General features: G+C 59.5%; 26 protein-coding genes. 7 read left to right on the plus strand and 19 right to left on the minus strand.

Annotation, left to right across the window (positions count from 1 at the left end):
* Window positions 1-33 precede the first annotated feature (33 nt).
* The 10 genes from AB6B39_RS11520 to AB6B39_RS11565 form a co-directional block, all read right to left on the minus strand.
* On the minus strand, window positions 34-759 hold the full coding sequence (locus AB6B39_RS11520) for a 16S rRNA (uracil(1498)-N(3))-methyltransferase (RefSeq protein WP_284370220.1): 726 nt from the start codon (window positions 757-759) through the stop codon (window positions 34-36).
* A complete protein-coding gene (locus tag AB6B39_RS11525; protein ID WP_284370218.1) occupies window positions 756-1,574 on the minus strand; it encodes an alpha/beta hydrolase in 819 nt (272 codons plus the stop codon). Before AB6B39_RS11525 ends, AB6B39_RS11520 begins: the two co-directional genes overlap by 4 nt.
* A 24-nt stretch (window positions 1,575-1,598) precedes the next feature.
* Window positions 1,599-2,168 (minus strand): carboxymuconolactone decarboxylase family protein, encoded by a 570-nt coding sequence (locus AB6B39_RS11530; RefSeq protein WP_284370216.1) that lies wholly within the window; start codon window positions 2,166-2,168, stop codon window positions 1,599-1,601.
* Window positions 2,168-3,295: a CaiB/BaiF CoA transferase family protein gene (locus AB6B39_RS11535; RefSeq protein ID WP_284370214.1), complete on the minus strand. Its 1,128-nt coding sequence runs from the start codon at window positions 3,293-3,295 to the stop codon at window positions 2,168-2,170. The genes AB6B39_RS11530 and AB6B39_RS11535 overlap by 1 nt, the downstream gene beginning before the upstream one ends.
* Window positions 3,259-3,849: a GNAT family N-acetyltransferase gene (locus tag AB6B39_RS11540; protein WP_284370212.1), complete on the minus strand. Its 591-nt coding sequence runs from the start codon at window positions 3,847-3,849 to the stop codon at window positions 3,259-3,261. Before AB6B39_RS11540 ends, AB6B39_RS11535 begins: the two co-directional genes overlap by 37 nt.
* Window positions 3,850-3,857: 8 nt before the next feature.
* A complete protein-coding gene (locus tag AB6B39_RS11545) occupies window positions 3,858-5,021 on the minus strand; it encodes a CaiB/BaiF CoA transferase family protein (protein ID WP_284370209.1) in 1,164 nt (387 codons plus the stop codon).
* Between the two features lie 165 nt (window positions 5,022-5,186).
* A complete protein-coding gene (locus AB6B39_RS11550) occupies window positions 5,187-6,386 on the minus strand; it encodes an acyl-CoA dehydrogenase family protein (RefSeq protein ID WP_284370207.1) in 1,200 nt (399 codons plus the stop codon).
* A gap of 653 nt (window positions 6,387-7,039) precedes the next feature.
* Window positions 7,040-7,561, minus strand: a complete 522-nt coding sequence (locus AB6B39_RS11555) for a MaoC family dehydratase (RefSeq protein ID WP_284370205.1) — start codon at window positions 7,559-7,561, stop codon at window positions 7,040-7,042.
* Window positions 7,562-7,662: 101 nt separating this feature from the next.
* Window positions 7,663-8,598, minus strand: a complete 936-nt coding sequence (gene ppk2, locus AB6B39_RS11560) for a polyphosphate kinase 2 (protein WP_284370203.1) — start codon at window positions 8,596-8,598, stop codon at window positions 7,663-7,665.
* A gap of 100 nt (window positions 8,599-8,698) precedes the next feature.
* Window positions 8,699-9,496: an HpcH/HpaI aldolase/citrate lyase family protein gene (locus AB6B39_RS11565; RefSeq protein ID WP_284370201.1), complete on the minus strand. Its 798-nt coding sequence runs from the start codon at window positions 9,494-9,496 to the stop codon at window positions 8,699-8,701.
* Window positions 9,497-9,574: 78 nt separating this feature from the next.
* Between AB6B39_RS11565 and purU the strand changes: the two genes are divergently transcribed.
* Both purU and AB6B39_RS11575 read left to right on the plus strand, forming a co-directional pair.
* On the plus strand, window positions 9,575-10,417 hold the full coding sequence (gene purU / locus AB6B39_RS11570) for a formyltetrahydrofolate deformylase (RefSeq protein WP_284370199.1): 843 nt from the start codon (window positions 9,575-9,577) through the stop codon (window positions 10,415-10,417).
* A 103-nt stretch (window positions 10,418-10,520) separates the two neighbouring features.
* Window positions 10,521-11,234, plus strand: coding sequence for a DUF4386 domain-containing protein (locus tag AB6B39_RS11575; protein WP_284370197.1), 714 nt, complete (start codon window positions 10,521-10,523; stop codon window positions 11,232-11,234).
* Here AB6B39_RS11575 and AB6B39_RS11580 read toward each other — a convergent pair.
* From AB6B39_RS11580 to AB6B39_RS11595, 4 genes are read right to left on the minus strand one after another with little or no spacing between them, the layout of a single operon-like run.
* On the minus strand, window positions 11,224-12,114 hold the full coding sequence (locus AB6B39_RS11580) for a polysaccharide deacetylase family protein (RefSeq protein ID WP_284370196.1): 891 nt from the start codon (window positions 12,112-12,114) through the stop codon (window positions 11,224-11,226). The two genes, AB6B39_RS11575 and AB6B39_RS11580, sit on opposite strands and share 11 nt — an antisense overlap.
* Window positions 12,115-12,570, minus strand: a complete 456-nt coding sequence (locus AB6B39_RS11585; RefSeq protein ID WP_371398586.1) for a DUF3995 domain-containing protein — start codon at window positions 12,568-12,570, stop codon at window positions 12,115-12,117.
* A gap of 2 nt (window positions 12,571-12,572) precedes the next feature.
* Window positions 12,573-13,427 (minus strand): SDR family NAD(P)-dependent oxidoreductase, encoded by an 855-nt coding sequence (locus AB6B39_RS11590; protein ID WP_284370194.1) that lies wholly within the window; start codon window positions 13,425-13,427, stop codon window positions 12,573-12,575.
* On the minus strand, window positions 13,427-13,741 hold the full coding sequence (locus AB6B39_RS11595) for a hypothetical protein (RefSeq protein ID WP_284370193.1): 315 nt from the start codon (window positions 13,739-13,741) through the stop codon (window positions 13,427-13,429). Before AB6B39_RS11595 ends, AB6B39_RS11590 begins: the two co-directional genes overlap by 1 nt.
* A 103-nt stretch (window positions 13,742-13,844) precedes the next feature.
* On the opposite strand from AB6B39_RS11595, the gene AB6B39_RS11600 reads away from it, so the two are divergent.
* Both AB6B39_RS11600 and AB6B39_RS11605 read left to right on the plus strand, forming a co-directional pair.
* Entirely contained in the window at window positions 13,845-15,038 is a 1,194-nt protein-coding gene (locus tag AB6B39_RS11600) for a class I SAM-dependent methyltransferase (RefSeq protein ID WP_284370192.1), read from the plus strand.
* 41 nt (window positions 15,039-15,079) lie between these two features.
* Complete coding sequence (locus tag AB6B39_RS11605; RefSeq protein WP_284370191.1) at window positions 15,080-15,442, plus strand: hypothetical protein; 363 nt, start codon at window positions 15,080-15,082, stop codon at window positions 15,440-15,442.
* Window positions 15,443-16,334: 892 nt separating this feature from the next.
* On the opposite strand, the gene folK is transcribed toward AB6B39_RS11605, so the two are convergent.
* Window positions 16,335-16,805 carry a 2-amino-4-hydroxy-6-hydroxymethyldihydropteridine diphosphokinase gene (folK, locus tag AB6B39_RS11610; protein WP_371398587.1) on the minus strand — a complete coding sequence of 157 codons (471 nt, stop codon included), beginning with the start codon at window positions 16,803-16,805 and terminating at the stop codon, window positions 16,335-16,337.
* A 22-nt stretch (window positions 16,806-16,827) separates the two neighbouring features.
* On the opposite strand from folK, the gene AB6B39_RS11615 reads away from it, so the two are divergent.
* The gene (locus AB6B39_RS11615; protein WP_284370189.1) at window positions 16,828-17,406 is read left to right on the plus strand and encodes an NYN domain-containing protein; all 579 of its coding nucleotides are present in this window, start codon (window positions 16,828-16,830) and stop codon (window positions 17,404-17,406) included.
* Window positions 17,384-18,055, plus strand: coding sequence for a uracil-DNA glycosylase (locus AB6B39_RS11620; RefSeq protein ID WP_284370187.1), 672 nt, complete (start codon window positions 17,384-17,386; stop codon window positions 18,053-18,055). Before AB6B39_RS11615 ends, AB6B39_RS11620 begins: the two co-directional genes overlap by 23 nt.
* Here AB6B39_RS11620 and smpB read toward each other — a convergent pair.
* Both smpB and dapA read right to left on the minus strand, forming a co-directional pair.
* Window positions 18,052-18,537, minus strand: a complete 486-nt coding sequence (smpB, locus tag AB6B39_RS11625) for an SsrA-binding protein SmpB (RefSeq protein ID WP_284370185.1) — start codon at window positions 18,535-18,537, stop codon at window positions 18,052-18,054. The two genes, AB6B39_RS11620 and smpB, sit on opposite strands and share 4 nt — an antisense overlap.
* Window positions 18,538-18,539: 2 nt before the next feature.
* Complete coding sequence (gene dapA / locus AB6B39_RS11630; protein WP_284370959.1) at window positions 18,540-19,415, minus strand: 4-hydroxy-tetrahydrodipicolinate synthase; 876 nt, start codon at window positions 19,413-19,415, stop codon at window positions 18,540-18,542.
* A 125-nt stretch (window positions 19,416-19,540) separates the two neighbouring features.
* Between dapA and AB6B39_RS11635 the strand changes: the two genes are divergently transcribed.
* A complete protein-coding gene (locus AB6B39_RS11635; RefSeq protein ID WP_284370183.1) occupies window positions 19,541-21,604 on the plus strand; it encodes a lytic transglycosylase domain-containing protein in 2,064 nt (687 codons plus the stop codon).
* A gap of 24 nt (window positions 21,605-21,628) precedes the next feature.
* Here the strand turns inward: AB6B39_RS11635 and AB6B39_RS11640 are convergent, their stop codons facing one another.
* A complete protein-coding gene (locus AB6B39_RS11640; RefSeq protein ID WP_284370181.1) occupies window positions 21,629-22,075 on the minus strand; it encodes an HIRAN domain-containing protein in 447 nt (148 codons plus the stop codon).
* A 14-nt stretch (window positions 22,076-22,089) separates the two neighbouring features.
* A complete protein-coding gene (gene mdh / locus AB6B39_RS11645; RefSeq protein WP_284370179.1) occupies window positions 22,090-23,058 on the minus strand; it encodes a malate dehydrogenase in 969 nt (322 codons plus the stop codon).
* Window positions 23,059-23,092: the final 34 nt, after the last annotated feature.

The following is a 23,092-nucleotide window of genomic DNA, read 5'->3' on the forward strand; positions in this document are numbered from 1 at the left end:
TTCCCGTCACAGCATATTCACGCCTGAATGAAATCACGCCGTGATCCGGCAATCGCCGATTGTGGACTGTATCAGCATGAGGAGACCAATCGCCGCCGTGTCGGCCCGTAATATGCGGGGCCCGAGGGTCACGGGAACGGTCCTGTCCAGCGCGCGGATCCGCTCTCGCTCGTCATGGGTGAAGCCGCCTTCTGGCCCGATTAGCACATCGACTGGCAGGCCGATGCTACTGACGGCACCGACCACACATTCCCCGCCGGCTTCATCCGCAAAGATCAGGGGACGCGATGATTTCAACGCCTCGTCCAGACCGATCGGTTCGAACAGTGTCGGCAGGTCGAGCCGTTCCGTCTGCTCGGCGGCTTCGATCACCTGACTCTGGGCGCGCTCCATATTAAAGGTCTGAAACTGCGTTCTTTCTGTTACGACAGGCTGCAAGATCCGCACGCCGAGTTCCGTCGCCTTCTCGATCACGATGGTCGTGCGGTGTTTCCGCAGCGGCGCAAACAGCAGGCGAATATCCGGCACGCGCAGCGGATCCCGGAGCTGTTCCCTGACCGCCAGACGCATCGTCTTGCGGCCTTTCTCCACGATCTCCGCCGCCCATTCGCCGTCCTGGGCATTGAACAGCCGCACACAGTCCCCGACCTGCTTGCGCAGCACTGTCCCGAAATAGTTCGCCTGAGCCCGATCCAGATCGATCTCGCCGCTCATTCGCTGATCGAGATAGAGCCGCGGAAGCGTATAATTCGGCCTCATGCGGCGACCCTTTCCAGATATGAAGCGACGGCGCCCGGATGAGTCACCATGGCATTGCGCGCCGCGTCGAGCTCAAGGAATTGCCATCCCTCACCTCTCGCAGGGCCGATCATGCGCTCGCTCGTCATGGCGAAGTCCTGCCCGACACAATGGATGAAACTGCGCGATAGACCGTCCCAACCGCCATGGCTGAGGGTCAGTTCATCGGTCCAGGCCCTGGCTGGATGAGTGCTCAGATGCCGCGCGACCCAGTCCGTTTTGGGATGATCCTCCGGCATCAGCATTTTCATCGGATAGTCGGCAAAGAAATCCATCTTGTAACCGTCGATAAAGCCCGACTGACGTTCGAGAAAGGACGTCTTGATGCTGCCATCAGCTTCGCGTTCCACCCCGCTCATCCGGCCCAGTCGCGGGACCAGCGCATCGAGAAAACACACATGCCGAATGCGGTCGCGCCGCCTGTCGACGGCGCCCGTCATCGCAACTCCCGAGAAACTATGCGCAACGATGGTGATGTCTGACAGCTCTTCGAAGTCGATCACGTTGGTCAGGTCTGTGATATGTGTCTCCAGCCCGACATCGGAGGCGGATAGATGCACGCGTTCTCCGCATCCTGTCAGGGTCGGCGTGAAAACTGTGTGTCCGCGCGCTCTGAGATATTGCCTGACCTCTTTCCAGACCCAGCCCCCATGCCAGGTTCCGTGGACGAGCAGGAACGTCTGCCGACGCGCAGGCTTTGCGGAGGTTGCTGCCTGCGAGCACCCGACGGTGACGGCGGGAGCGGCAGCCAGAACGGTTCGGCGAGTCGGCATCATAGACCCTTCTATCGCGCTGGCGCTTTAGCGCAATTTCAGTCCGATGGCCTTGGCATAGTCGGCAGGGACATCCTCCACATCCGTATCCATCACCGCGTTCCAGCGGTTGAGAAAGCCGAACATGGCAATGACGGCGACGATTTCGAGACATTCGTCATCGCTGAAATAGCTGCGCAGTTCAGTGAAATCACCATCCGTCACCTCCGCCGGGCTGAGCGATCCCAGATGCGCCACTTTCAGTGCGATCCGTTCGGCATCGGTGAATAGCGGCGAATCCTCATACGCCCAGGCGGCATTAATCTTGTCCGGATCGACCGCCGCCTTGCCCGCTCCATGCGCGCTATGCTGCTGGCAATAGCGGCATCCCGCCGCCGTACTGGCGACATAACCGACCAGCCGCTTCAACCCGGCGTCCAGTTTGCCGGGGCCATAAATGGAGAAGATCATCTGTGAAACGCCGCGCAAGATGTCCGGATTGCGCGCCATGTCGATTCCGTCATTCATGGTGAAACCCATGATCTGTTCCCCCGACGCGATCAGCGGCTTGATGTCGTCGGGAATGTCGTCAGGTGACAGGCGGGGGATGCGGGACATCAGGTCAGGTCTTTTGTATGTTCGCCGAATTCCGGCAAATCGAAGGAGATCTGGGCCGGTTCTTCGCGGAAGCGGATCGGGTTGGCGATATGTTTGTGACCCTGTTCGTCGGTTACAACGGGCGCGCCGTCTTCTGACAAGGCCGTGTGCAGCGTCCGAAGGGTCGACCAGCAGCAATCGACCTCGCTGAGCAGGCGCTCCCATTGCGACTGGGTCCGACTCAGAAACAGCGCTTGCAGATCGGTGATCAGCGCCTGTTGTTGCCCGACCGGACGTTTTGTCAGCGGCAACAGGTCGGGGCGATCGACGGCGTTCAGGAAATTGGCGACAAATTTGGGTTCAGAACCACCCAGGACGATATGACCGCCGCAGCGTGTGCGATAGATGTTAACGAAAGCATTGCCGCCGAAGCTGCGCATCTTTGTCCGCTCCGGCTGACGATCTTCGGCAAAGACGGCCCCCGTCACATTCGGCACCCAGGACAGCAGTGAGTCGTACATGGCGATATCGAGATAATCGCCCTGCCCCGTCTGTTCGCGACGATAGAGCGCCATCAGAATACCCGACAACGCAAAGAGCGAGGCCGTCATATCGGCACTTGGCATCGGGGTCAGTGCGGGTGCGCCGTCCATACTGCGCGTCAGATCCGCAGTTCCCGCCATAGCCTGGACGACCAGATCATGAGCGGGCTTGTTGCGGTAGCGGCCATCCTGACCGAATGCGCTGATCGAACAATAGACGATGTCCGGTTTCACGGCCCTGATCGCCGCATAGTCCACGCCCAACCGCTTGACCACGCCCGGGCGAAACGCCTCGATCACGACGTCAGCGGTTTTCGCCAGCGCCATGAAACCCGCATGCTGCGCCTCGTCCTTCAGATTGACGCGGTAGCTCTTCTTCCCGCGCGCAATGTTGGCGAACCAGACGGATGTCCCGTCATCATAGCGCTCGCCCATCGCCCGTGTCGGTTCGCCAAGACCATTGTCCGGCTCCACCATGATCACCTCAGCCCCATGGTCCGCCATCATCATGGAGGCATGCGGCCCCGGCAGAAAGGCCGAGAGGTCGAGGACGCGGATGCCGGAGAGTTTCATACGGGTGATCCAGATGGCGTGGCCGGACGGCACATCAATTCCATCGGCGGCGCGCCGGGTGCGATCGTGATGACGTCCCGAGTTTCGAATCCGAAACTCCGGTAAAAACCATGATTGCCGGGGTTCGAGCTTTCGAGCCAACCCGCGGACCCGGCGGCGTGACAGTCCGCCACGAAACGCCGCATGAGATGTCCGCCTAACCCTTCACCTTGCGCCGTGGGGCGGACGGCGATGGTGTAGAGATAGGTCACAGGCTCATCCGGAAATGCGTCCCGAAGCGCTCTTGCGGCCTGCAAGGCGCGTCGAACTGTTCGAGTGCCGCCGTGCCGCAACAATCGCCCCAACAATGTCATGCCTGCAAAAAGCGACAGGTCTTTCGATGTCCCGGGTTGCAGCCACATCATGGCGGCCTTGTTGTCGATGATTTCGGTCCGGCCACGGGGCAGATAGATGTGGCGGGCTTCCGCTTGGAAGACGGTTTCCATCGCCATTCTGGTGTCAAAGACCCAGCTGTTGAACGGGTCATCGGCAAAGGCGTGGCCGGTTATCTCGGCAAGCTGACGCGCGGCATCGCTGTTATCGATCATGCCGTAGCTTAACCGAGCAGATCGTGCGTGTCAGCGCCCAGTTCTGGGGCGATACCGCCTTTCAAGCGGTTGCCATTGACCTTGTAAGGGCTGCTCATCAGGCGGATTGTGCCGACTTTTTCACCGGGTTTCGGGGGCATGCCGGGATGCTCTGTCTCGTAGGTCATCTCGACCTCGGCGACATACGGGTTTTCGAACGCCTGTGCGATGTCATAAACGGGCGCGGCGGGGACGTAGCCGCCGAACTGCTCCATCCAGTGCGCGACCGTATTGGTTTTCAGCACGGCTTCCATCGTGTCCTGCACCAGCGCGCGGTTGGCGCGGCGGTCCTCGACTTTGAGGAAGCGCGGATCCTCCACCCATTCCGGATGGCCCAGCCGTTCAGCCACCCGCTCCCAGAATTTCTGCGTCTGACAACAGAACATGATCCAGCCGTCGCCCGCTTCCATCAGCTGGCTCGGCACGATGGCGGGATGCGCGCCGCGCGGTTCGCGGGTGACGACGTGGCCCTCATTCAGATACCAGGTCGCGGGATAGCTGACCTGGTGCAGCGCCGTGTCGAACAGCGACACATCGATATCGCAGCCCTGCCCTGTCCGGTGCGCGCCCAGCACAGCGGAGACCAGCCCCGTCGCCATCATGGATCCGGTCATGAAATCGACCATGCTAAGCCCGAACCGTACGGGCGGTCCGTCCGGCTCCCCTGTCACGGAACAGAAGCCCGCTTCCGCCTGCATCAGATAGTCGTAGCCCGGCCACGCCTCACGCGAATTATCCCGGCCATAGGCCGACAGATGCGCGCAGACGATCTTCGGATTGATGGCTGACAGCGTGGCATAGTCGATGCCGAGCTTGGCCGGCAGATCGCCGCGCAGATTGTTCGAGACAGCGTCGGCGGTCTTGACCAAGCTCTCAAATTGCTTGCGCCCGTCCGCATCTTTCAAATCGAGCGAGAGCGATTTCTTGTTCCGGTTGAAGGTCTGGAAAAACTGGCTGTCGGTGTCCCCGATCCGGTGCGGGCTGACGAAGCGCGACACATCCCCGCCCGTGCCAGGGTTTTCGATCTTGATCACTTCCGCGCCAAGATCGGACAGCAGCTGCGTGCCATAAGGCCCCGCGCCATACTGTTCGACCGCGATGATGCGGATGCCGGATAGGGGGAGATGAGTCATGTCACGATCTTTCGAAGGCGCTCCCCTGCTAAGGGAGTGTGGGTCAACCATCGATTAGCTCTGGCCGACTTGATCGGCCAGCCCATCTCCCGACCTATCTATCCGCGATGATCCGAGATGGGCCCGCCGATCAAGTCGGCGGGAGCGGACCACAATACATTCGGTCTAAATCTTGTTCCGCGCGATCTGCTGCTTGGCAATAATGATGCGCTGCATTTCATTCGTGCCTTCGCCGATGCACATGAGCGGCGCTTCGCGGAAGAGACGCTCGACCGGATACTCCTTGGAGTAGCTGTAGCCGCCATGGATGCGCATGGCTTCGAGGCTGTTCTCCACCGCCATTTCCGACGCGTAGTATTTCGCCATACCGGCTTCCATGTCGCAGCGGTCACCACGGTCATAGGCTTCGGCGGCGTGAAGGCACATCAGCTCAGCCGCCTTGGTCTTGGTCGCCATTTCGCCGAGCTTGAGCTGGATCGCCTGATGCTCAGCGATCGGCTTGCCGAAAGTCTCGCGTTCCTGGGCGTAGCGGGTGCTCTCTTCCAGCGCGCGGCGGGAGATACCCACGGCGCGGGCGGAGATGTTGATGCGGCCCAGTTCCAGCCCGCCGACCGCCATGTAGAAGCCCTTGCCTTCTTCGCCGCCGATCAGGTGACGTTTGGCGTCGAGCGTATAATTGTCGAAAAACAGCTCGCCACTGTCGATGCCCTTATAGGCCAGCTTGTCCATCTTGTTGCCAGTCGTGAAGCCGCCATAGGTCTCGCCCGTGTCGGGATCGACTTTGGGCGCGATCAGCATGGACATGCCCTTATAGCGCGGATCAGAGTCCGGGTCGGTCTTGACCATCAGGGCGACCGCGCCGCCCATGATCCCGTTCGAAATCCAGGTTTTGGAACCATTGACGACGTAATTATCACCGTCACGCTTCGCCACCGTCTTGATCGCCTGCAGGTCCGTGCCAGCGTTCGGCTCGGTCAGGCCGAGGCCGCCCCGGATTTCGCCCGACGTGAATTTGGGTAGCCAATAGTCCTTCTGGAAGTCGGTGCCGTACTTCTCCACCACGGTCGCCATCATCAGGTGCGAATTGAAAATGCCCGTCAGGCTCATCCATTCCTGCGCGATGCGCATGACGATCTTGGCATAGGTTGTCGCCGACAGGCCGAGACCGCCATAGTCCGGCGAGATCGTCGCGCCAAACAGACCAAATTCCTTCATGTCCTCGACGAATTGATACGGATATTCGTCCGCATGTTCCATCTCCATGACTTTGGGCCGGACTTTTTCGCGGCACCAGCGGTCGATGGTGTCGAGCATCATCTGCTCTTCTTCAGCGGTAAAGGCGTTCGGATCGGGAATGGCGTTCATTGTGGCGGACTCATGATGTGGATTTCGACGCTACCTAGCGGATGACGGAACGCCTCCGCATGATGGAGCGCAAAGGGATTGAGTGCCTTAAAACATAACGGGTTTTGAATGACAAAAATTAGTCATAACGTGCGTTGTGAATCTCTGTGGCTGTTCTGAACTGTCTAGGACTTGGCGCTTTGTAAGATCGCCAATCGTGTCCAAGTACCTTTTTGACTTCCTCTATCACGTCGTCACTCAGCGACGTAATTACTCCGCTCCCTGCTTGACCTGTATCCTTTCGGACCACGACGGTATTCAGAGCAGGAAGCTGACATTCTTCACAGAGTATTGCTATAGCGCCCAACGATCTCGCAAGAGTGCGCCCTGCGCCGGGCTCATAACCCATTCTTTTGGCAAGGGAGCTATAACTAATTAGACCTGCATCAAGATTGCCGTCTTTCATTTCCCACATCACCCACGGGACTAGGACCTGCCAGATGTGAGCGGCACGATCATAGATAGATTGCCCTTTGGAATAAGTTTTAAGCTTCATCGATTGACCCTCAAAAAATGGCATATGACATTCCGTTGCCATATGAACGTTTAGAGGGCCCACATGTTAGATGTCAATAGACAACACGTTGCCAAATGACACTTTGTGTAGAGTGCCGTTAGTAATTCCCCACCCTATCCTCGACCGCATTGCCTTTAGACGGGATCAGCATGTTGCGCTTGAAGGTGCAGACCATGGTGCCGTTTTGATTATAGCCGCGCGTCACGATGGTGACGATACCGTCACCCGGGCGGCTCTTGCTTTCGCGCTTACCCAGCACTTCGGACTCGCCGTAAATCGTGTCACCCGCGAAAACGGGCGCGGTGAACTTCACTTCATCCATGCCGAGATTGGCGATGGCCTTCTGCGAGCAATCGGTCACGGACATGCCGATCAGCAGTGCCAGCGTGTAGGGGCTGACGACCAGGTTCTGCTTGAATTCCGAGACCTTGGCGAATTCCGCATCAAAATGCATCGGGTGCGTGTTCATCGTCATCAGCGTGAACATGTGATTGTCATATTCGGTGACGGTCTTGCCGGGGCGATGTTCGTAAATATCGCCTTCCTTGAAGTCTTCGTAATAGCGACCGAAGGTCTCGCGATAGCGGTTCGGACCGACTTCCTTGATGCTACCGACCATGATCACGTCTCCAGTAAAGCGAGGCCCAGCTTGGGCCTGTAACAGTTTGGAAGACGCCTAGTCGGAGATCAAGGCCGGGCTTTGACAGGCCTCAAGCTTGGTTATTTGGATCCCTTGTCACGCAGCTTCGGGTGCATCACGCTATCAATGATGCGGTGACTTCCCTGAATGACCTGAGCACTACTGCCGACAATGAGCGGGTCAGGATCGCCGACGACGGAAGGATCCTTGCCCGGATAGTCGAGCCGGTTGAGGACATGCATCATGCAGTTCAGCCGCGCGCGCTTCTTGTCGTCCGACTTGATGATGGTCCACGGTGCGTCGGCCGTATCCGTATAATAGAACATGGCTTCCTTGGCGTCGGTATAGTCGTCCCACTTATCAAGACTGGCCTTGTCGATCGGCGACAGCTTCCATTGTTTGAGCGGGTCATGCTCGCGCGATTCGAAGCGACGGCGTTGCTCTTCCTGCGTCACTGAAAACCAGAATTTGAACAGGGTGATACCAGACCGCACCAACATGCGTTCCAGTTCAGGGGCCTGGCGCATGAATTCCAGATATTCACGCGGCGTGCAGAACTCCATCGCGCGTTCAACACCCGCCCGATTATACCAGGAGCGATCGAAAAAGACCATTTCGCCCGCCGTCGGCAGCATCTTGATATAGCGCTGAAAATACCATTGACCGCGCTCTGCATCCGTCGGCTTTTCCAGCGCCACGACACGCGCTGCGCGCGGGTTGAGATGTTCGGTAAAGCGTTTGATCGCCCCGCCCTTACCGGCGGCGTCACGGCCTTCGAACAAAAGGACGATCTTCTGTCCCGTCTGCTTGGTCCAGAGCTGAACCTTCAGCAGTTCGGTCTGCAGATCGCGCTTCTGTCTCTCATAAGCCTTGCGCGACAGCTTATCGTCATAGGGATATTCACCCGTCTCGAACGCGTGACGGATCGCCTGTTCGTCATAATGCGCATTCTGACGTGCAAATACGATCTCATCGCTGTCGCTGCCATTTGGCAGGTTCGGCTTTTCGTCGTCCATCCCGGTACCCCTTTCACTCACCTCACATCATCGTTTCGACCGTGGCAAGCAGGAATGGCCAGCCATGATGTGACTGGGGGCACAAACAGGACAGTTTTGCCTAAAGAAGTCCAGCCCGTGCCAGAACCCGCTCTGCCGCCCGCAGGATCGGGGCTTCGATCAGCTTTCCGTCGTGCAGTGCGGCATTGCCTTCGGCGGCGGCATAGGCATCGCGCAGGCTCCGGGCTTTTTCGATGTCATCATCGCTTGGCGTATAGGCCGCATGGATGGCGTCAATTTGCTTGGGGTGGATCGCGGCCCGGCAGTGAATGCCCAGATCCGCCACACGGCGTGTATCGGCTTCACCGCCCGCCACATCGTGCACGTCCAGATAGGGCACATCGAAAATAGGTTTTTCGAACGCGGCGGCGCAGGCCGCCAGATGGCTGCGGGCATAGTGAAAGGCTTCGAACGTCATGGGCACGCCCAGATCGGCAGCATAATCCCCACCCCCGAAAAGGCCCATTCTGACCCGTCTGTCAGAGAGAATGGCGGCGGCATTCAGCATGGCCAGACCCGATTCGATGACCGGGATCAGCGGCGCGTCGCTGGTGATAGTGTTCAATTCGTCCAGCGTGTCGACCTTCGGGATCATCACGAATGGCAAAGTCAATCCGCTGATAGCCACCATGTCGGCGGCGCAATCTGCCGTTCCGGGCCCATTGATCCGCAGTGAGACGTGATCGGCGCGGCATTGCTTCAGAAACGCGATCACCGCATCGCGGGCATCGGCTTTGGCGTCGGGTGCAACCGCATCCTCAAGATCGATACAGACAAGATCTGCGCCACTATTCAGCGCTTTTTCGAAACGCTCCGGCCGATTGCCGGGAACGAAGAGAAGGGATCGGGGGATCAGCATGATGCGCTTCCTAGCGGTAGACGGGGTTCGGGATTTGCGCTCTAGCAAAGTCCGACACGGAACGGTAATCGCCAAATCATGCTCTCCTGGATCCTGGCCCTCTCTTGCGATGACCGTCCCGGCATTGTGGCTGCCGTTACCGGTCTGCTCCGCGATCAGGGCGGCAATATTACCGAAGCGCAGCAGTTCAACGATGCGCATAGCGACCGTTTTTTCATGCGGGTCGCCTTCGATATTGCCGACGGGCCCGCATTCCGGAACGCCTTCACTTCACTCGCGGAAAGCTTCACCATGGACTGGCACATTCGCGACGCGGACAGACCGACGCGGACGCTTATTCTAGTCTCCAAATTCGATCATTGTCTTGTCGACCTGCTGTACCGGACCCGGATGAACGAGTTGGATATCGACATTGTCGGGATCATTTCCAACCATCCGCGCGATGCGATTCGCATCAGCAATCTGCACGGCGCGCCCTTTCATCACTGTCCGGTTACGAAGGAGACGAGAGCGGATCAGGAGGCTGCCATCCGCCAGATCATCGACGATAGCGGTGCGGAACTGATCGTACTGGCGCGCTACATGCAGATATTATCCGACGGTTTGGCACGCGACCTGGCCGGACGCTGCATCAATATCCATCATAGTTTTTTGCCCGGATTTAAGGGCGCCAGACCCTATCATCAGGCCCATCGGCGCGGCGTGAAAATGATCGGGGCAACAGCCCATTTCGTCACGCCCGACCTCGATGAAGGCCCGATCATCGCACAAGGTGTCGAAGCGATCAGCCATGCCGACACGCCGGACCGTCTGATCGCCAAGGGGCGGAGCATTGAACAGCGTGTCCTCGCCCGCGCCGTGAAAGCCTATTCGGAAGACCGCGTCTTCATGAACGGGCAGCGGACCGTCGTCTTCGACTGACGGATAGGTGACACTTCCGAGGGGCGCGACGGCGCCTCGCTTTGACGATCAGGGCTTGACGCTCTCTCCTTATTGTTTATCGATAACAAACAGGGAGACGACCATGGCCGATGTAACAGTGAAGACGGGATTCAGTCCCACCGCCAGATTGACGGGGATCGCCCTGATTGCGACGATCGCACTGGGCATCATTATGGCCCTGACGGTCTTGCAAGATATCGACATCAACCTCACGGCGGATTTCGTCGCCACGTCAGCCGCCATGATGGAGGCGGAGACGTCGTTGCGGGTCGCAGCCTACCTCTCAATTCTGGGCTTTGCGCTCAATAGTCTCGTCACGATCGGTCTGTTTGTGCTGCTGCGCCAGACCAGCCCCGTTCTGGCGCTCTGGTGCCTCTGCATGGGCGTGACAGCCGCTTTCATGACGCTGATGGGCGGAGTTTTCACGATGAATGCGGCCCTTCTGGCCGGGAATGAGGGCCTGGCCACGCTCGCCGATGCGTCGCAGCGGACTTTGCTGACCAGCCTGCAGGCGGCCACCAACTATACCGCGTTTCATATGGGACTGATCATCTCCAGCCTGTCGATGGCGGGCTACTTCTGGCTGTTCTTCAAATCGCGGCAGATCCCGAGCCTTTTGTCAGGCTTCGGCATCTACGCATCGCTCTTCGTCGCCATCGCCATCAGCCTGCGCGACTTCGTGCCCTTCCTCGCCAGCAATGCGGTGACGGGGCTGTTCATGGTCTGCAATCTGATCGCGCTGGTGGCACTCGGCATCTATCTGGCCATCTGGCGCGTGCGCCCGATTACGGGCTGACTGCAGCGGCGAAGCTTTGCGCGATCTGTTCGCGGGTGGCGATCCAGACTTCGTCATGACCCGTGATATAGTCCAGCACCGCGTCCAGCGCGCCGATCCGGCCTGGCCGCCCGATGATGCGAAGATGCAGCCCCAGGCTCATCATCCGCGCGCCGTGCGTCTTTGATTCCGCCAGCAATGTGTCGAATGTCGCTTTGGCATAATCCACCCACATGTCGGTCGTGAAACTGGGGTCGAGCCAGAATTTCATATCGTTGCTGTCGACCGCATAAGGCAGGACGACGATCGGATCGGTCCCGTCTTGATACGTCTCCCAGCGAGGGAAATCGTCCGAATAGTCGTCCATGTGATAGAGGTAGCCCTCATCCGCGAGTGTACGGCGCAGATGATCCGTATGCAGATAGCGCGACAGATAGCCGACGGGTTTGCGGCCTGTCGTCGCTTCGATGCTCGCGGTTCCCTTGCGCACGAAGTCGCGCTCGTCATCTTCACTCATATTGAAGGTAAACAGCCAGCGATAGCCGTGATTGGCGGGTTCGTCGCCGCGCGCACCGATCGCCGCGCCGAGCCAAGGCGCTTTCTCCAGCGCTTCGGCGCAGATCGTCCAGGTCGCCGGAATGCCGTAGCGCTCCAGCCGCTCCAGAATACGCGGCGCACCGCGATTGATGCCATACTGATAGCTGCTCTCATTGCCATGCACCCGAATCGGCGCCTTGATCGGCGGCAGCAATTCGTCGACGGGCTCAGGTGCCTTGTCGCCCTTCAGGATCGACCGCTCCGCCCCCTCCTCAACATTGACGACCAGCGAGAAAGCGAGTGTTTTGCCACCAGGCCAGGTGAAGCCGGCAGGCGCAGGATCGGGGGGCAGATCATAAGACATTCAGCGTGTCTTTCGTGTCGCGAGAAACAGAAAGCCTGCGGCAATCAGCAGGCATAAGGGCGCGTATAGTATGGCATCATATCTCTGAAACGCTTGCGACGCATACGGCGAGGTCTCGCGTAATCCGGAAACGAATGCGTAGGTAGACAGACCGCGCAAAGCAAACACCAGGATGAGACACCACGTCGCGAGGCTTATCAGACGCTTCGGAAAAAAGGATGTGACTCCGGATTTTTCAAGAGCAACCCACCCGGCGGCGGCTATGAGACAGGCCACAATCAGGGTCATCCATATCGGCGGCATCTGTTCAAAGCGCGTATCACCAATGACGAGATCGATCAGCTCACGAACATTATCTGTGGGCCAGAGCCCCCCGAAACCCCAATAGACATGCAGCAGCGCGATCAGGCTGAGCACGACGAACAGGGTTTTGCCGATCGTTCGGGCCAAGCGCATGTCTAATGCGGCTCCTCGCCGCCTGACACATTCATGCTCTCTGCGGTGATGTATTTCGCATCGTCCGTGCAGAGCCAGGCGACGGCGTTGGCCGTGTCTTCGGGCAGGCCGGGGCGGCCCATGGGAATGCGCGCAGCCATGGCCTTGAGATAGTCCTCGACGCTGTCAGCACCCGTGACTTCTGCAAAATATTCGTTCTGCCAGGCACCCAATCCGGTGGTGACGTGGTTCGGGCACACATTATTGACCGTGATGCCGTGGCTGCCCAGTTCCGTCGCCGCGGATCGCACCAGCCCGACAAGACCGTGTTTGGACGATGTATAGGCCTGCGCATGGGGAAAGCCGGACTTGGCCGCCTGAGATGCAATATTGACGATCCGTCCGCCTTTGCCCTGTTCGACCATCTGTTCCGCCGCCGCCTTCACGCCGAAGAAGGCGCCGGACAGGTTCACATCGATCACGGCGCGCCAGTCATCTTCCGTGACCTCCAGCAGCGGCTTCATGATATAGCCGATCCCGGCATTATTGATCCAGATATCGAGCGAGCCATGCTCAGCCGCCGCATGTCTTGCGAGCGCGCGGACTTCTTCAAGCGAGCGCACGTCGCAGGTCTGCGTACTGACTCCGACGCCGAGACCGCGCAGTTCCTGAGCAATGCTTTCCATCTCGTCCGTCGTCCCGATATGGGCTTCGCCGGTGGCCGCGTCGCGTTGGCGTCCAATATCGGAGATCACGATATTCGCGCCGTCTTCGGCCAGTCGCCTGGCAATGGCTTCGCCGAGCCCGCCGCGACGGCCAGAGCCGGTGATGACGGCGGTTTTGCCAGCGAGTCTTTTTTCTCCTGCGGAAGCGGTCATCAGAGCTTGCTCACATTGATGAAGACCAGGTCCTTGGCGATCTCGCCCTGAAACTCTGCAGCGATGGCCTGCATGTGCGCCTGCGAGGCATCCTGTCCGAACGCGTCCATATCGTTGATGTCAAGAATTTCGATATAGTCATAAGGCGAACTGTCGTCCGAAAAGAGCAGGCTGTCCGCGCGGAATACCTCGAAATTGTCGACGGAGCCGAGCCCGTTCACGCCCGGAATATCCTTGGTCCGCGCCCAGTTTTCATAATCGGCTTTCGATTTGCCGGCCTGCAGATTGAACAGAACGATGATACGCTGGCTCATATGTCTCTCCCTTGATGGTCTGCGACCTTATGGCGACCCTGTGAGCGGGCAAAGTTGAGTATTGTCAACTCCCGACCGTTCGGTTTCGACTAGAGCGCGCCTCATGACCGATAAGACATATGATGGCCCGCCCGATTACCGCCTCGTCGGCGAACATGGCATGTTCCCCAGGACGACGCATGACGAAAAGGCGCGCTTCAATTTCCTCGCCCATCTCAACCGTCACTTGGCCAGCCGTATCCTTCCGGGCGTAAAGACCGCATATGAAACGCGCATCGAACCAAACAACCCTGTGCCCAACCATCGCAATCAGGTGCGCAAACAGCTGCTGAAGGACCCGCTCTTCCAGCACTGGTCTGCGCAGCGCCGCAACACGATGGAACTGCGTCAGCAGGCGGGGCGCTGGGTGACGCTGCGTCAGGCCGAGGCGATGAATGCCAAAGCCAGAGATCTGACGGAGGGTGATGAGCGCCTCGAACTCGATCCCGACCTCGAAATTCCACCTTATCTGGCCAAGATCGACCACCACTGCATGCCCGGTTCCTATCATGACGAGCTGGTTCCCGGCGACGTCACCGGTCCGGCCAATTATGATTGCGGCATCTTCGTCACCACGGGCGGTGGGCTGGGCCGTTTTAATGATGGTGGCGGCCATGCGGTCGTCAAATGGATGAAGACCAACCGGCCCGACTTTGCGCCGAAGCGCATTCTCGACATTGGTGGTGGGCTCGGTCAGAACGTCCTGCCGATCGCGCAAGCCTATCCGGACGCTGAGGTCGTGTGCCTCGATACAGGCGCGCCCTCCCTGCGCTATGGGCTCGCCCGCGCAAAGGAGATGGGCGTGGACAATGTCCGCTTTGTCCAGGCCAATGCCGAAGACATGTCACGCTATCCCGATGGTCACTTCGACTGGGTGCAATCCACCATGTTCCTGCACGAAACCAGCGTCAAATCGATGCCGAAGATTATGAAGGAAAGCCACCGCGTACTCGCACCAGGCGGCATCTGCATGCATGTCGAACAGCCCCAATATTCGCCCGACATGCCGCTTTACGAGCAAGCCATTCGCGACTGGGATGCGTTCTACAATAATGAGCCGTTCTGGACGAAGATGCATGAGCTCGATCTGGATCAGTGGATGGTCGATGCAGGTTTTTCCCGCGACGAGCTGCTTCATGGCGGTGTCGCCGCCGTTGTCGACGCGGAACTCTTCCCCGAACATGCCAATGACGATGTCGAGGATTATGGCCGCAAAGCCGCCTGGCACATTGTTGGCGGCGAAAAGAAAGCGGCCTGATTTAACGCACGTCTTCCTGCAGGGGAGACGCAGGAGGCAGAATGACCCAACCCATCGATCCGCTTGCCCTCGCCGGGGCCAAACCCAAGGGCAAACGCCCCTATTTCCTCGACAATCCCGACGTGGAACGCGTCATGGCCATCACCATGGCGGTCGCCCAGGAACTCGCCGTCATGCGCGAACGGCTCGACACGGTCGAGCGGCTGCTCGAAGCCAAGGGGATCAGCCAAGCCGATATTGAGAATTTCCAACCAACTCCGGAGCAGGCCGACGCCCGCGGGGCGTGGCATCAGGAATATCTTGCCCGCATTCTGCGCATCTATCAGCAGGAAATCGAAGCACTCGACAAGCCCGATGAACCAACATCCGAAGACATCGGCGTCGAACTGGGCCAGGACGGCTAACGCCACCCCGCATGAGCGTGCGGGATCCATGACTGGCGTCTCAGCACAGACCGACAGGTTCGGGAGATGGATCACCGGATCAAGTCCGGTGATGTGGGGGAGTAAAGTGCTGGTCCCCGTTCATAGCATGCAGAAGGGGGTGCTCTCAATAAATCCCCGCCTATGCCGTTAAGTACGGCTTCCGTTTCAGTCACCTACCGCCAATCCCACAAACCTAATCCACTCCCTCCCATTTCCATGCTCTTTTACCCTCGTCCGTCACGGACACGAGGTGGGGCATAACCCTCGGTGTGGCGGATCGGTGTGAGGGCTTCGGCTCTGGTTGCGGACGGACATGTCCGCGACCGGTGAAAGCCGGAAAGGTCCGTCAGGTGATGGCGGAGCGACCGGGCCGAGAGCGGATGTGTCGGCGGTTTATGCTGCCGCTGACACCCTTCCTTGTCTCTGCCGCCCCTGAGGCTGGTCCTTCGCGGACCGCGCGTGAGCCAAGCATCCGCCGCTGCCATGATCCGGCATCGGGGGTTAGGCCGCGGAACCCGCAGGCGATGGGTCGCAGGCGCGGCAGGCGAAACGAACCAAGCGCCGCGCGCGGGCTCTGTCTTGCGACGAAACGGTCCTTCTCTTTTGCTCCGGTCACGGGGCAGAGCCCGCGCCTCGTGTCATTCCTGACGATGAGGGTTCAGATCAAGTCTGATGCCGGAGACCGCCTCCGGTTGGAGAAGGGCGCCTGCCTGCAGACCGACCCGTCAATGCCGGCGTCCCCGGCATTCATTGCGGGGACTCATCAAGCGTCGCTTCGCAAGGTGAGAGCGTGAACACATCTTCGGCGCGGGAGACTGACGGAGATAAGCCCCAGCATTGAGCGGGGCGGCAGGACGTGACGTGCGGGCGGTTATGGCAGAGCGTCGATCAATGCGGCCAAGGTCGCGCCGCTGCGCGGGTGACGCCACGACGGGTCTGCGACCTCGGCGAGTGGGAGGAGGACGAATGCACGGTTGGACATGCGCGGATGCGGAAGGCGGCAATCGGGGTCATCGCTTATGCGACTTGCATAATCGATTAGATCAAGGTCGCACACGCGCGGCGCATTCTGGACGCTGCGGACGCGACCGAGCGCCGTTTCGATACGCAATAAAAGATGCATGAGCTGCTCTGGGCTCAGACCGGTCTGCACAGCCATTACGGCGTTGAGATAATCGGGTGCGTCCTGACCCGGCGGCCAGGCGCAACTCTGGCAGAGATTGGACAGGCGGTCCACGATCACGCCAGCCTCTGCCAGCGCTTCCACGCAGCGCATCAATGTTTCGCGCGGATTGGACAAGTTCGCTCCGAAAGCGATATAGGCGCGATTCATATTTTTCATCGTTTCAGACGCGGACTTTTCAATGACATTTCACCCGGACGAAAAACTCGCCATCTTCATTGATGGGGCGAATTTCTATTCCACGGCCAAGTCTCTGGACTTCGATATCGATTACAAGAACCTGCTCAACTATTTCAGCGCCAAAGGCCGCATGATCAAGGCGTTCTATTTCACCGCCTTGCGTGAAAATGACGATTTCTCACCGCTGCGGCCCCTCCTCGACTGGCTCGACTATAACGGATTTCACATCATCACGAAGAAAGCGAAGAGCTTTACAGATCGGGACGGACGGACCCGCTTCAAGGGCGATATGGATGTCGAGATCGTGGTCAAGATGCTCGAACTCGCCCTGCATGTCGATCATATGTTGCTCTTCTCCGGCGACGGCGATTTCCGGTCTGCCGTCGAAGCGGTGCAAAAGCTTGGCGTCCGCGTCAGCGTCGTCTCTTCGCTGGCGATCAAGCCAACACTGCTGGCCGATGAACTGCGCCGTCAGGCCGACCATTTCATCGAGATCGACGATCTGGAACGTGAGGTCGGGCGGCCGAAGCGCGAACGGCCGGACTATGGCGACGACGATGACGACTTTGGCTATGACTGATTGCGGCCCCGAACCGGTCGTGTCCGCAGAGCCGCCTTATTTCTGCCGGCGCTGTCCGCGCCTGTTCGACTTTCTGGAAGATTGTCGGGAACGCCTGCCCGGCCATTTCAATGGACCCGTCCCCAGCTTCGGCGATGCCGATCCCGAACTGCTCGTCGTCGGTCTGGCCCCCGGTTTGAATGGAGCCAACAAGACGGGCCGCCCCTTCACGGGCGATGCGGCGGGGGACCTGCTCTATCCAGCGCTTGCAAAATACGGCTTTTCCAATGACCGGTTCGCGGCCCGGATCGATGACGGTCTGGCGCTGCGCCGCGCCATGATCACCAATGCCGTGCGCTGCGTCCCGCCGCAGAACAAGCCGATCGGCGCGGAAGTCAATAATTGCCGCGATTATCTGATCGCGCAAATAAAGTCGCTACCACGCCTGAAAGTCCTGCTCTGTCTCGGTAAAGTCGGTCATGACAGCACGGTCCGCGCGCTGGGAGGCAAGGTGGCGCGGGAAAAATTCGGGCATGGTACGGAGTATCAACTCGGCGGCTACACGGTGCTGTCAAGCTATCACTGCTCGCGCTACAATGTGAATACGGGCCGTCTGACGGAGGCCATGTTCTTCGAGATTTTCGCGCGGGCGAAAGCGTTGCTGGACTAGCCCCGCTCGCGCATGATGCGGGCCTTGTCGCGTTGCCAGTCGCGCGTCTTCTTCACGTCGCGTTTGTCATGCGCCTGCTTGCCGGTTGCGATACCGATCAGGAGTTTCGCGCGTCCGTCCGTGTTGAAATAAAGCTTCAAGGCGACGACGGTACGGCCCTTGCGCTGCGTTTCACCGAGCAGCGTGTCGATCTCCTTGCGCTTGAGCAGGAGTTTTCGCTGTCGCGTCGGGCTGTGATTGAACTGCGCCGCGGGTTCATAGATCGGAATATTGGCATTGACGAGCCAGGCTTCGTTCCCGTCGACGTCGACATAGCTTTCCGCGATATTGGCCTTGCCAAGACGCAGCGACTTAACTTCCGTCCCGACCAGGCTGATGCCGGCCTCCATCGTGTCCTCAACCGCATAATCGAACCGCGCACGGCGGTTCTCCGCGATCAGCGTACCGTTCTCACCAAGACTGGGTTTCTTTTTCGCGGCCATCGCTACACCGCAATCCCGGCGCGGATCATGGCCGAGCGCACGCGCGCCTTTGTTTCTTCGCAACACGGCGTGATCGGCAGGCGGACGCGCGGGTTCATCCGACCCAGAAGCGACAGCGCATATTTGGCAGGCGCCGGGCTGGGGTCGAGGAACAGATCCTTGTGCAAGCGATCGAGCGCTGCATTGAGGGTCCGAGCGCGGGCGAAATCTCCCGCCAGCATGGCGTCATGAAATGCCGCATATTGTTCTGGCGCGACGTTGGCTCCGACGCTGATCGTCCCCTGCCCGCCATGAGCGAAGTGGGCAAGCGCCGTTGGATCGTCGCCGGACAGCTGAATGAAATCAGCCCCGCAGCGGTCCGTCAGGCCCTGCACCCGGGCGATGTCGCCTGTCGCGTCCTTGCAGGCCAGCACTGTCGGCAGCTGGGCCAGCCGGCCCATCGTTTCGTTGCTGATATCGACGACACTGCGGCCCGGAATATTGTAGACCACGATCGGAATATCCACCGCATCGGATATGGCCTTGAAGTGCTGGAAGATGCCTTCTTGACTGGGTTTGTTATAATAGGGTGTGACAACCAGCGCCGCATCCGCACCGCAATCCTTGGCGACTTTGGAATAGTCGATCGAAACACGGGTTTCATTCGATCCAGCGCCTGCGATCACGGGGACGCGTCCATCCGCCACTTCGACGCACAGCCGAATGACCCGTTTATGCTCATCATGCGTCAGCGTTGCACTTTCACCGGTTGTCCCGCAGGGCACGAGTCCATGCGTTCCGCAGGCGATCTGCCACTCCACATGATCCTGAAATGCCTGTTCATCCAGACCGCTATCCGTGAACGGGGTAACGAGGGCTGTTATCGACCCTTTAACCATAAACACCTTACCTGTAGCCCTTAATCAACGGACCTTTATGCCGCGCGCTTTAGGCGCATTGGTGTCTGACTTGCAAGCGTGGCAGGAATGGTTCCGAACTGGCGCAATTATAAGGGAGCTTCGCGGTGAAAACGTTCTGGCTGGCAGCTCTGATCGCGCTCTCTCCCCTCGCCATGGATCGCGCCGTGGCCCAAAGTCCGGCGCAGAGCCTGGCTCCGATCCCGCTGCCCCGCCTCAAGCCCGAGCCTCCGCGCCTGTCGGAATATATATCCAACCGCGATGCCGCATTGCTCCGACGCGGCTTGTCCGCGGCCTCTCGTAGCGACTGGCGCGCGCTGAGCAGAGCCAAAGACGCCATCAATGACGACACGGCGCGCAACATTCTGATGTGGGTCCGCGCGGCCCGTGACCCGAATGTGCCGACGGACTGGCTGACCTACGTCACCCATGATCTGCGAGGCTGGCCGCGCATGGTGTCGATCCAGGCCAAGGCCGAAGCGCGCCTGCTTGACCGCCCCCTCTCGGCCCGCGACACGGTGCGCTGGTTCGAAAACCTCGAACCCGTGTCCGGCGAAGGCCGGGCCGCGCTCGCAATTGCCCTCTTCCGCCTCGGTGACCGTACCAATGGCGACAAGTGGTTGCGCCACGCCTGGCGGAATGCGCGCCTGACACGGGACACGCAGCGGGAGTTGTTTCAGCGCTACCGCTCCCACCTCACGCAGGCCGATCACGCTGCCCGGGCCGATCATCTGATCTGGCTGGGCACGTCGCACTTCTCCAAGGCCCAGGCCTTGCTGCCGCATATGAACGCCTCGGACCGCGCCGTGATGGACGCCCGCATGAAGCTTGCTCGCCGGTCGCGCGGCGTCAGTCAGGCCGTCGCCGCCGTACCGCAGGACCGACTGACCGATCCTGGCTTTCTGTTCGAGCGTGGGCGCTGGCGGCGCAAGCAGCGCGACAATGGCTATGCGCTTCCAGTCTATATGCAGATCGAATCCGCACCCGCCGGTGAAACGGCGCATCGCCGCATGTGGATCGAAAAGCGGCTGATGATCTACTGGCTGCTGAGCGAGAACAAGTTTGCCGAAGCCTACCGCCTGACCAATAATAATGGCGCGACCGAGGGATTGGCCTTTTACGAACCCGAGTTTCTCGGCGGCTGGATCGCCCTGACCAAACTCGGCCGCGCGGACATCGCCCTCGCCCGCTTCCAGCGGCTGGAGTCCGGTGTCGACACACCGATCAGCCTGGCTCGGTCGCTCTACTGGCAGGGCCGCGCTCATGAAGCGTTGCAAAATGGCCAGCACAATGCCGCCTACACCAAGGCAGCAGCGTTCCCGAACACCTATTATGGGCAGCTGGCGACCAAACGGCTGCAAGGTGCCAGCGCCACCATCAATCTGCCGCCGCAGCGTATCTCCCCCGAGGCCCGGTCGCGCTTTGCCGCGGATCGGCGCGTCCGCGCGCTCAGATTGCTGGGCGAAGCCGGCGAAGAACGTTTCTTCTCGACCTTTGCCTATGCGCTGGACGATCAGGTGGAATCACTCGACGCGCTCGCCCTGCTCAGCCAGCTGAGCGCTGAGTACGGGTTCATGCGACCGTCCATCCGGGCGGCGAAACAGGCCGGGCGGTTCCAGAGCCTGCTGAGTGAAAACGGCTATCCAATCGTCCCGCCGATCGAAGCGCTGGGCCCTTCATTCGACATTCCCTTCATCTATTCCATCGCCCGCCAGGAGAGCGAGTTCGCGGCGAATGCGATTTCATCTGCGCGCGCCTACGGCATGATGCAGATGATCGACGCGACGGCGCGTGCGACGGCCCGGCGGCACCGCATTCCCTATGACCGCAACCGCCTGATCACAGATCGGGATTATGCCGCACGTATGGGCGCGCTGCATATTCACGACCTGCTGGAGGACTTTGACGGCTCCTATATCCTGGCGGCTGTCGCCTATAATGCCGGTCCGACCCGCGCCAAACAGTGGATCGCGCGCAATGGCGATCCGCGCACCGGTCAGATCGACCCGATCGACTGGGTCGAGAAAATCCCCTTCTCCGAGACCCGCAACTACGTGATGCGCGTCATGGAAAACATGCAGGTCTACAAGGCGCGCCGGAACAATAATACGGCCCCCGTCACGATCGACGAGGACTTGCGGTTTGGCTCGCGGCATCCCGCGATCCGGTAGGGTCAAAAAGCCATGGATAGCAGATTAAAAATTTAGCCTTCCGACCTTTGGTAATTTCAATTTGACTCCGAAGTGACCGACATCGGAGTCGTTCGTTTTCCACCCTCCTCTAATTTGGCCGTCAACGTAAGCTCCCGTCAGTCCGAAGTCGCGGAGAGAATTGCCCACTCTGGTCGCATCTTTCGCTGGAATATATCCGACAACCTCATTTTCGATCACGACCTTTACAGCATTCGGGTCATATGGATTATCAGGCTCAAGATGTATTTCGGCTTCGCACTCAATATACTGGCTTTCGCGACGATAGCCTCCAGCAATGTCCTTCAATGCTAACTGATAGTTGCTCTCACCCACGACATCATAATTGTAAGATTTGATCCCAGTATCTAGGAAGCCCATCTTGCTAGTTTTCGATAGCGCAGACGGTTTTTCAGTCTTACTATTGCCGAACAGTTTCGAGAATAAGCTCATATCGAAGTCATGCCCTAATCCCGCAGCGACGGCTCCATCTCCTGGCAGTCGGCGATGATCTTTTCGACGGCGGCGACGGAGTTCATGAACATATCGCGCTCGTCCTTCTTTAGGCGGATATTCATCACCTTCTCGATCCCGCGCTTGCCGATCATGGCAGGCGCACCGACATAGAGGCCGCGTACGCCGGCAATCTGTCCGGAGAGCCGCACGGCGCAGGGCAGGATGCGTTTTTTGTCACGCAGATAGGAGGTCGCCATTTCGATAGCGGACTCAGCCGGCGCGTAAAACGCCGAGCCATTGCCGAGCAGGCCGACGATCTCGCCGCCGCCCTTGCGGGTCCGCTCGACGATCGCGTCGATGCGCTCCTGCGTGGTCCATTTCATCTTGATCAGATCCGGCAGCGGCACGCCGTTCACGGTCGAGTAGCGCACCAGCGGCACCATCGTGTCGCCATGTCCGCCCAGCACGGACGCATGCACATCCTCGACCGAGCAGCCAAATTCGTCGGCAAGGAAGTAGCGGAAGCGCGCACTGTCCAGAACGCCCGCCATGCCGACCACCTTGCGCGGCTGCAGGCCGGAGAATTTCTGCAGCGCCCAGACCATCGCATCGAGCGGGTTGGTGATGCAGATCACGAACGCCTTGGGCGCATGTTCCTTGATGCCTTCGGCGACCTGTTTGATCACGCCGAGATTTTTCCCGATCAGTTCGGACCGGTCCATGCCGGGCTTGCGCGGGAAACCCGCCGTGATGATGCAGACATCCGCGCCGGCAATATCGGCATAATCATTGGTACCGCGCAGCTGGCTATCCTTGCCGAAGACCGGTGTCGCCTCGGACAGGTCCAGCGCCTTGCCTTTGGCCGTGCCCTCGAAAATGTCGAACAGGACGACATCGCCCAATTCTTCGCGCGCAGCGATGTGAGCGAGCGTCCCGCCGATCATGCCGGCTCCGATCAGGGCGATTTTGGCGCGTGCCATAGAGTGTCTCCAAATGGGCGTGTAACGTTGGGAT

This window comes from Algimonas porphyrae (assembly GCF_041429795.1).
In the GTDB taxonomy this organism is placed as follows: Bacteria; Pseudomonadota; Alphaproteobacteria; order Caulobacterales; family Maricaulaceae; genus Litorimonas; species Litorimonas porphyrae.

Coding starts and splice junctions, on each gene's coding strand:
- AB6B39_RS11520 (WP_284370220.1), bottom strand. CDS start 759: ATGAGGCCGAATTATACGCTTCCGCGGCTCTATCTCGATCAGCGAATG.
- AB6B39_RS11525 (WP_284370218.1), bottom strand. CDS start 1,574: ATGATGCCGACTCGCCGAACCGTTCTGGCTGCCGCTCCCGCCGTCACC.
- AB6B39_RS11530 (WP_284370216.1), bottom strand. CDS start 2,168: ATGTCCCGCATCCCCCGCCTGTCACCTGACGACATTCCCGACGACATC.
- AB6B39_RS11540 (WP_284370212.1), bottom strand. CDS start 3,849: ATGATCGATAACAGCGATGCCGCGCGTCAGCTTGCCGAGATAACCGGC.
- AB6B39_RS11545 (WP_284370209.1), bottom strand. CDS start 5,021: ATGACTCATCTCCCCCTATCCGGCATCCGCATCATCGCGGTCGAACAG.
- AB6B39_RS11550 (WP_284370207.1), bottom strand. CDS start 6,386: ATGAACGCCATTCCCGATCCGAACGCCTTTACCGCTGAAGAAGAGCAG.
- AB6B39_RS11555 (WP_284370205.1), bottom strand. CDS start 7,561: ATGGTCGGTAGCATCAAGGAAGTCGGTCCGAACCGCTATCGCGAGACC.
- ppk2 (WP_284370203.1), bottom strand. CDS start 8,598: ATGGACGACGAAAAGCCGAACCTGCCAAATGGCAGCGACAGCGATGAG.
- AB6B39_RS11565 (WP_284370201.1), bottom strand. CDS start 9,496: ATGCTGATCCCCCGATCCCTTCTCTTCGTTCCCGGCAATCGGCCGGAG.
- purU (WP_284370199.1), top strand. CDS start 9,575: ATGCTCTCCTGGATCCTGGCCCTCTCTTGCGATGACCGTCCCGGCATT.
- AB6B39_RS11575 (WP_284370197.1), top strand. CDS start 10,521: ATGGCCGATGTAACAGTGAAGACGGGATTCAGTCCCACCGCCAGATTG.
- AB6B39_RS11580 (WP_284370196.1), bottom strand. CDS start 12,114: ATGTCTTATGATCTGCCCCCCGATCCTGCGCCTGCCGGCTTCACCTGG.
- AB6B39_RS11585 (WP_371398586.1), bottom strand. CDS start 12,570: ATGCGCTTGGCCCGAACGATCGGCAAAACCCTGTTCGTCGTGCTCAGC.
- AB6B39_RS11590 (WP_284370194.1), bottom strand. CDS start 13,427: ATGACCGCTTCCGCAGGAGAAAAAAGACTCGCTGGCAAAACCGCCGTC.
- AB6B39_RS11595 (WP_284370193.1), bottom strand. CDS start 13,741: ATGAGCCAGCGTATCATCGTTCTGTTCAATCTGCAGGCCGGCAAATCG.
- AB6B39_RS11600 (WP_284370192.1), top strand. CDS start 13,845: ATGACCGATAAGACATATGATGGCCCGCCCGATTACCGCCTCGTCGGC.
- AB6B39_RS11605 (WP_284370191.1), top strand. CDS start 15,080: ATGACCCAACCCATCGATCCGCTTGCCCTCGCCGGGGCCAAACCCAAG.
- folK (WP_371398587.1), bottom strand. CDS start 16,805: ATGAAAAATATGAATCGCGCCTATATCGCTTTCGGAGCGAACTTGTCC.
- AB6B39_RS11615 (WP_284370189.1), top strand. CDS start 16,828: ATGACATTTCACCCGGACGAAAAACTCGCCATCTTCATTGATGGGGCG.
- AB6B39_RS11620 (WP_284370187.1), top strand. CDS start 17,384: ATGACGACTTTGGCTATGACTGATTGCGGCCCCGAACCGGTCGTGTCC.
- smpB (WP_284370185.1), bottom strand. CDS start 18,537: ATGGCCGCGAAAAAGAAACCCAGTCTTGGTGAGAACGGTACGCTGATC.
- dapA (WP_284370959.1), bottom strand. CDS start 19,415: ATGGTTAAAGGGTCGATAACAGCCCTCGTTACCCCGTTCACGGATAGC.
- AB6B39_RS11640 (WP_284370181.1), bottom strand. CDS start 22,075: ATGAGCTTATTCTCGAAACTGTTCGGCAATAGTAAGACTGAAAAACCG.
- mdh (WP_284370179.1), bottom strand. CDS start 23,058: ATGGCACGCGCCAAAATCGCCCTGATCGGAGCCGGCATGATCGGCGGG.